At 66.3% G+C, this 7446-nt stretch carries 5 protein-coding genes; 4 read left to right on the top strand and 1 reads right to left on the bottom strand.

The window, feature by feature from the left end:
* Positions 1 to 156: 156 nt before the first annotated feature.
* Positions 157 to 810 carry a helix-turn-helix domain-containing protein gene (locus tag ATE62_RS18445; protein ID WP_231736312.1) on the bottom strand — a complete coding sequence of 218 codons (654 nt, stop codon included), beginning with the start codon at positions 808 to 810 and terminating at the stop codon, positions 157 to 159.
* A 128-nt stretch (positions 811 to 938) separates the two neighbouring features.
* Between ATE62_RS18445 and ATE62_RS18450 the strand changes: the two genes are divergently transcribed.
* The 4 genes from ATE62_RS18450 to ATE62_RS18465 all read left to right on the top strand — a co-directional run bounded on the left by ATE62_RS18450 (position 939) and on the right by ATE62_RS18465 (position 7438).
* Complete coding sequence (locus tag ATE62_RS18450; protein WP_058806377.1) at positions 939 to 2918, top strand: serine hydrolase domain-containing protein; 1980 nt, start codon at positions 939 to 941, stop codon at positions 2916 to 2918.
* Positions 2918 to 3925 carry a dipeptide epimerase gene (locus ATE62_RS18455; protein WP_058806376.1) on the top strand — a complete coding sequence of 336 codons (1008 nt, stop codon included), beginning with the start codon at positions 2918 to 2920 and terminating at the stop codon, positions 3923 to 3925. The genes ATE62_RS18450 and ATE62_RS18455 overlap by 1 nt, the downstream gene beginning before the upstream one ends.
* Before the next feature lie 179 nt (positions 3926 to 4104).
* A complete protein-coding gene (locus ATE62_RS18460) occupies positions 4105 to 5247 on the top strand; it encodes a dipeptidase (protein WP_058806375.1) in 1143 nt (380 codons plus the stop codon).
* Between the two features lie 4 nt (positions 5248 to 5251).
* Positions 5252 to 7438: a TonB-dependent receptor gene (locus ATE62_RS18465; RefSeq protein WP_058806374.1), complete on the top strand. Its 2187-nt coding sequence runs from the start codon at positions 5252 to 5254 to the stop codon at positions 7436 to 7438.
* Positions 7439 to 7446 lie beyond the last annotated feature (8 nt).

The raw sequence follows: 7446 nt of genomic DNA, 5'->3' as shown, positions 1-7446 counted from the left end.
GCAGGGGCGGACGCTCTTCTCCCCTCCCGCTTGCGGGAGGGGTCGGGGGTGGGCAACGACGTTGCCATGGCCCACCCCGCTGCGACTAACGAGCAAGCTCGTAAGTCTCGCTGCCCCTCCCGCAGGCGGGAGGGGAGGGGCTCACGCGTCCGCTGTCTAAAGCCCGCCTTCCCCATCGGCGTGCAGGCTCATCAGCGAATCCATCAGCCCGTCGTCGGCGCTCGAACACACCCCCAGCACCAGCGCCTCGTCGCAGCCTTCGGCGACGACATAGGCGTGGCCCATCGACGAATCGAGGTAGATGCCCTGGCCGACCTCGAGGATGATCGGATCGTAAAATTCGGTGTGCACCGCCATCCGCCCTTCGAGGACGTAGATGAACTCCTCGCCATGATGGTGGACGAGCTCGCCGAATTCGGTCGCGCTGTGCGCGCGGATGCGCGTCAGGATCGGGATCATGCGCTTCTGGCGCAGGTCGGTGCAGAGATAGTGATAGTCGTAATTGTCGGTGGTCACGCGCACCGCATTGTCGAGCGTGCCGACGCTGCGTCGCCCGGTCACGCGCGGCGAGGCCTCCTCCGATTCCTCGGCGAACAGGTCGGACATGCGCATGTTCAGCCGCTGGCTGAGCTGCTGGAGCTTGTCGTAGCTCAAGGTCAGCCGGTCGTGCTCGACCTTCGACAGCGTCGACACGGGGATGCCCGACTTCGCGCTCATCTCCTTGAGCGTCCAGCGATTCCGCGACCTTATCCCGCGCATCACCTCGCCGAGCGTCGGCGGTTTGCTGCGGCTTGCCATCAAAGTCGCCATAAGCCGTTTGACAATTTTCTAATCAGGATCATTATGTCCCTATTGGGCTAACAGATGTCAGCCCTTGGTAAGGGGTCGCGCTGCTCGCTGCAAGGGCCAGTGAGGGCGCCGCAAAAAGGGAGGTGGCGATGCGTTTCGTTCGCAAGCTGATGATCGGACTGGCGGCGCTCGCCGCGGTCCCGCTGATGGCGCAGGGGCCGGTCCCCGCGCCGCCCGCCAAAAAGGCCGAGGCGCCCGCGCTGCCCGCGGTCAAGGCGCCCGCCGCGCCGGTCGCGCTCGACCGCGCCGATCTCGAGGCGTGGCTCGACGGTTATCTCCCCTATGCGCTCGAACGCGGGCGCATTCCGGGCGCGGTCGTCGTCGTCGTCAAGGACGGCCAGGTCGTGCTGGAGAAGGGCTACGGCTATTCGGACGTCGCGAAACGCGCGCCGGTGCTGCCCGAATCGACGCTCTTCCGCCCCGGCTCGGTGTCGAAGCTCGTCACCTGGACCGCGGTGATGCAACAGGTCGAACGCGGCAAGATCGATCTCGACAAGGACGTCAACGCCTATCTCGATTTCAAGATTCCCGCCTTTGAGGGCAAGCCGATCACGATGCGCAACATCATGACGCACACCGCGGGGTTCGAGGAATCCGTGCGCCACCTGATCAGCAGCGATCCCAAGGCGGTGATGACGCTGAAGAAACAGATGCCGCTGGCGCTGCCCGAACGCGTCTTTGCGCCGGGCACGACCCCTGCTTACTCGAACTACGCCACCGCGCTCGCGGGCTATATCGTCGAGCGGGTGAGCGGCGAGGATTTCGACTCCTATGTCGAAAATCACGTCTTCAAGCCGCTCGGCATGACGCACGCGACCTTCCGCCAGCCGCTGCCGAAGGCGCTCGAAGCGCATATGTCGAAGGGCTATCCCGACATCACCGGGAAGGCGCAGCCCTTCGAAATGGTGATCCCCGCGCCCGCGGGCAGCCTGTCGGCGTCGGGCGCCGACATGGCCAAGTTCATGATCGCGCACTTGAGCGACGGCGCCGGGCTGATGAAGCCCGAAACCGCGAAGATGATGCACGATTACAAGGCGCCGGGCGTCGGCCCGCTCAACAGCATGGCGCTCGGTTTCTACGAACAATGGGTCAACGGCCACCGCGCGATCGCGCATGGCGGCGACACCGTCTGGTTCCATTCCTATCTGTGGCTCTTCCCCGACAGCGACATCGGCCTCTATATCTCGATGAACGCCCCGGGGCAGGCGGGCGACGCGGGCGCGGTGCGCAGCGCGCTGTTCCACAAATTCGCCGACCGCTATCTGCCCGGCACCGAAAAGCCCGGCACCGTCGATGCCAAGACCGCCAAGGCGCACGCGCAGATGATGGTCGGCCATTATGTCAGCAGCCGCGGCAGCTTCACCAATTTTCTGAGCGTGCTTGGCCTGCTCGGCCAGGCGCAGATCGGGGTGACCGAGGACGGCAAGCTCAGCTTCCCCGCGCTCGACGGGCTCGGTGCCGGCGCGCGCGACTGGGTCGAGGTCGAACCCTTCGTGTGGCGCGACACCGGCACCGGCGAGCGGCTCGCCGCCGAGGTCAAGGACGGCCGCGTCGTCCGCATGAGCGTCGACGCGGGCTCGCCCTTCATGGTGTTCGAACCCGCCCCCGCGGCGACCAACAGCGCCTGGCTCAGCCCCGCGATGCTCTTCGCGCTGGCGATGGTCCTACTCGCGGCGCTCGCCTGGCCGGTGCGCGCGCTGGTGCGCCGCAGTTATAAAGCGGAATTCGCGCTGACCGGACCGTCGCTCCGCGCCTACCGCCTGTCGCGCGTCTTCGCCTGGCTGGTGATCGCGGCGCTGGTCGGCTGGGGTGCGCTGATCGCGGCCTTCTCGGCCGATATCGGCAGCATCGGGGGGCCGCTCGACTGGCTCATCCACCTGCTGCGCATCCTGACCCCGCTCGCGAGCTTCGGCCTGTTGGCGACCGCGGGCTGGCACCTGGTGCGCACGGTCAAGGACAAGCGCGCCTGGACGATGAAGCTCGGTGCGGTGCTGCTCGTGCTCGCCGCGCTGGTGCTCGTCTGGGTGACGCTGGTCTTCCACCTCTACGGCTTCGACATGGTGTATTGATGGCGACCATGGACCGGCAGAAACTGGCGCTCGACCTTCGGGTCGAGCGCTTTCCCTACCACCAGCCCTTCCGCATCTCGGGGCATGTCTTCACCGAGACGGCCTTGCTCGTCGCCGAGTTGTCCGACGGCACGCACAGCGGGCGCGGCGAGGGGGCGGGGGTCTATTATCTCGGCGACGATATCGACCATATGCTTAGCCAGGCGACCGTCGTGCGTCCGGCGATCGAGGCGGGCGCGACGCGCGCCGAGCTGCAGCACCTGCTGCCCCCCGGCGGCGCGCGCAACGCGATCGACTGCGCCTATTGGGAGCTCGAAGCGAAGCAGGCGGGGCGGCCCGTGTGGGAACTCGCCGGGTTGGCGGCGCCCAAGGCCCTGCGCTCGACCCTGACGCTCGGCGCCGACGCGCCGGGCAGGATGGCGCGCGCGGCGCTCACCATCGACCCGGAGGCGCCGGTGAAGGTCAAGCTCACCGGCGATTTGGGCGACGACATCGCGCGCGTCGAGGCGATCCGCGCGGCGCGGCCCGAAGCGTGGATCGGGGTCGATGCCAACCAGGGCTATGACGCCGCCACCTTGCGCAAACTGCTCCCGATACTCACCGCGAACGGCGTGGCGCAACTCGAACAGCCGCTGAAGCGCGGGCGCGAGGCCGATCTCGACGGCCTCAAGCGTCCGCTCCCGTTCGTTGCCGACGAAAGCGCGGTGACGCTTGCCGACACCGCCTCGCTGATCGGCCGCTTCGACGTGGTGAACATCAAGCTCGATAAATGCGGCGGGCTGACCGAGGGGCTGGCGATCGCGCGGCAGGCGAAGAAGCTGGGGCTCGACGTGATGGTCGGCAATATGATGGGCACCAGCCTGTCGATGGCGCCCTCCTATCTGGTCGGCCAGCTCTGCGACATCGTCGACCTCGACGGTCCAACCTTCCTCGCGCGCGACCGCGCGCCGGGGGTCGAATATCGCGGGGGGATGATCCGTTGTCCGGAAGAAATCTGGGGTGGGTAGGCTCCCATCCCTCGTCCCCCCGGACCTGATCCGGGGTCCCGCTTTTCGATGTGGCTGAGCGGGACCCCGGGGTCGAGCCCGGAGTGACGAAAAAGTCGACAACATGTCCTATTTGGGTTGACAATTTTCTGATTAGGACAATAGTCTCAAATTTGTAAAACATACTCGTGGAGGGTGGAATGAGTCGGTCATTCCCGCTGACGCGCCGCGCGCTTGTCGCCGGTGTGGTGGGGAGCGCCGTGTCGGCGCCGATGATCAATCGCGGGGCGTTCGCTTTCGCCGCCGCCCCCGCGCGCAGCTATTCGCGCCGCGCGGTCGATCTCGTCGCGTCGTCGCTGGTCATCGACATGCTCGCGCCGCTCAAGATCACGCTGTCGCCCGACTATGTGACGCGCCGCCTGACCGACGCCGAGGCGGCGGAGTTTCGCGCCAGCGGCATCACGGGCTTCCACAATGCCTTCGGCCTCGGCGGCCCCGATGCCCGCGCGCAAGCGCTCGAATATCTCGCGGCGTGGCAGCATTTTGCGGGGCATAATGCGCATGTCTTTTCGCTCGTCGGCGACGTCGCCGACCTCGACCGCGCCAAGTCCGAGAAAAAATGCGCGGTGATCATGGGCATCCAGAATGCCGAGCATTTCGAGAAGGTCGAGGATGTCGCGACCTTTCGCCGCCTCGGCCTCCGCTGCGCGCAGCTCACCTACAACAGCCAGAATATGATCGGGTCGGGCAGCACCGAGCGCGTCGACGGCGGGGTCAGCGACTATGGCGCCGCGATCATCGCCGAGATGGAGAAGCAGAAGATGCTGATCGACGTCTCGCACTGCGGCGACCGCACGACGCTCGACGCGATCGAACTGGCGAAAGGCCCGATCGCGATCACCCACAGCAACGCGCGTGCGCTGGTCGACCATGTGCGCGTCAAGACCGACGAAGCGATCAAGGCGCTCGCGGCGAAGGGCGGGGTGATGGGCATCACCGGGGTGCGCATGTTCGTGCGCGCCAGCGACCCGACCAACGTCGGGCATATGGCCGACCATATCGACCATGTCGCGAAACTGACGGGAATCGAGCATGTCGGCATCGGCTCCGACGCCGACCTCCACGGCTACGACGACATGGAGCCGTCCGAATATGCCGCGCTCAAGGGCAGCTACAAGGCGAGCTACGGCTTTCGCGACAAGATCGACATCGACGGTTTCGACCATCCCTTGAAGGTCTTCGACCTGACCGAGGAACTCATTCGCCGGGGTTATTCCAACAACAACATCACGGCCGTGCTCGGGGGCAATTTCCGCCGCCTGCTTGGTCAAGTCTGGGGGTAAGACGATGAAAAAGACTGTTTTGATTGCCGCAAGCCTGACCGCGCTGATGGCTGCCATGCCCGCGCAGGCGCAGGACGCCGCCGCGGGCGAAACCGACGGAGAGATCGTCGTCACTGCGCAGAAGCGCGTCCAGAATGTCCAGGACGTGCCGATCTCGATCGCGGTGGTCAGCGGCGAGGCGCTGCAGGAACAGGGCTCCGCCTCGCTCGTCGACTATGCGGGCTATGTTCCCGGCATGAACGTCAGCAACGGCGGCACGCCCGGCCAGACCACAATCACGCTGCGCGGCGTCGCGCCTTTGAACGCGGCGCAGACCGTCGGCATCTATCTCGACGACGCGCCGGTGGGGTCGAGCGCGCTCTACAATCGCGCCGGCTCCTTCACCATCGACCTGATGCCGTACGACCTCGAGCGCATCGAGGTGCTCAAGGGGCCGCAGGGCACGCTCTACGGCGCAAGCTCGATCGGCGGACTCGTCAAATATGTCACCGTCCAGCCCGACACGACGCAGTTCAAGGTCCGCGCCGGCGTCGAGGGTTTCACGATCAAGGATGCCGGCGGGCTCGGCTGGGGCGGGCAGGTGTTCGTCAACGCGCCGATCGCCACCGACACGCTCGCGGTGTCGGGCAGCTTCGCGTGGCGCAAGACGCCCGGCTGGGTCGACAGCGTCAACAACGCCGGGCTCAAGGACCAGAACGACTATGAACAGCGCGGCGGCCGCCTAGCCCTGCTGTGGCAGCCGACCCCCGAACTCAGCGTCAAGCTGGCGGGCATCTGGCAATCGCTCGATTCGGACGGCAATGGTCTTTATGCGGCCGATCTGACCGGCCAGCGGCTCGGCAACGGCCACTCATTCAACAATTATGTCCCCGAATCCTATGACATCGACCTCGACTATTATTCGGCAACGCTCGACTATGATTTCGGCGCGGCGACGCTGACCTCGGCGACGACCTACAGCAAGACGCAGAGCCGGCAGGTGCAGGATGCGAGCTATGCGTTCGGCGTGCTCTTCCCGCTGCTCACCGGCGGCGCGATCGCACCCGGCATCACGCCCTTCTACCTCGACCTCGGGCTCGAGAAATGGACACAGGAGCTTCGCCTCGCGTCGCCGAGCGGCGGGACCTTCGAGTGGATGGTCGGCGGATTCTTCACCGACGAAACCACCAGCAATTCGCAGTTGGTGCGTTCGTTCGACATGGCGGGCAACCCGATCGCGCCGCTCGATCCGCTCGCGATCGTCGGCCTGCCGGCGACCTACAAGGAATATGCGGTCTTCGGCAACGCCACCCTCAAGCTCAGCGAACGGTTCGAGGTCACCGGCGGGCTGCGCTGGGCGCGCAACGAGCAGACCTTCACCCAGATCAGCTCGGGCGCGATCGTGCCGACCGCGAACGACCCCGGCACGTCGGAGGAAAGCGTCTGGACCTTCTCGGTCAGCCCGCAGTTCCACATCAACGAGGATGCGATGCTCTATGCGCGCGTCGCGACGGGCTATCGCCCCGGCGGTCCGAACGTCATCGTCCCCAATGTCCCGCCCAGCGTCGATGCCGACCGCATGACCAATTACGAGGTCGGGCTGAAGGCCGATTTCGCCGATCGCATGGTGACCGTCGACGCCGCCTTTTTCTGGATGGACTGGACCGACATCCAGGTCACCCGCGCCTTCGGCGGCGTGTCGGGCGGCGCCAACGGCGGCAAGGCGACGAGCAAGGGCTTCGAGGGCAGCATCGCGCTGCGCCCCGCGCCCGGCCTGACGATCAGCGCGACGGGCAGCTACACCGACGCGACCTTGAGCGAGGATGTGCCCGAGATCAGCGGCGTCGATGGCGACCGCCTGCCCGCGGTGCCCAAGTTCAGCGGTGCGCTGCGCGCCGATTACGAGTTCGAGCTCGGTGGCAGCACCAAGGGCAGCTTCGGCGCGGGCATACGCCACGCGAGCAACCGCCTGTCGCTGGTCGAGAGCGATCCGCTGGTGGCGGTGGCCAAGCCCTACACCTCGGTCGACCTCAACGCGTCGGTGACCTTCAACGACCATTGGACGGCGCGCGCCTATGTGCGTAACCTGCTCGACAACAAGGGGGAGATGGCGCGGTCGACCTTCGCCAATGGCCTGAACCAGCCCAGCTTCCTCGGCATTTCGCCGCTACAGCCGCGGACGATCGGCGTCGCGCTCGACATGTCCTTCTGACGCGACGG

The sequence above is a fragment of the Sphingopyxis sp. HIX genome, from assembly GCF_001468285.1.
In the GTDB taxonomy this organism is placed as follows: Bacteria; Pseudomonadota; Alphaproteobacteria; order Sphingomonadales; family Sphingomonadaceae; genus Sphingopyxis.
This window is presented reverse-complemented; position numbering and strand designations above follow the sequence as displayed.

Bases quoted from the DNA above. Each gene is read 5' to 3' on its own strand.
- ATE62_RS18465 (WP_058806374.1), top strand. From the start codon at position 5,252: ATGAAAAAGACTGTTTTGATTGCCGCAAGCCTGACCGCGCTGATGGCT.
- ATE62_RS18450 (WP_058806377.1), top strand. From the start codon at position 939: ATGCGTTTCGTTCGCAAGCTGATGATCGGACTGGCGGCGCTCGCCGCG.
- ATE62_RS18445 (WP_231736312.1), bottom strand. From the start codon at position 810: ATGGCGACTTTGATGGCAAGCCGCAGCAAACCGCCGACGCTCGGCGAG.
- ATE62_RS18460 (WP_058806375.1), top strand. From the start codon at position 4,105: ATGAGTCGGTCATTCCCGCTGACGCGCCGCGCGCTTGTCGCCGGTGTG.
- ATE62_RS18455 (WP_058806376.1), top strand. From the start codon at position 2,918: ATGGCGACCATGGACCGGCAGAAACTGGCGCTCGACCTTCGGGTCGAG.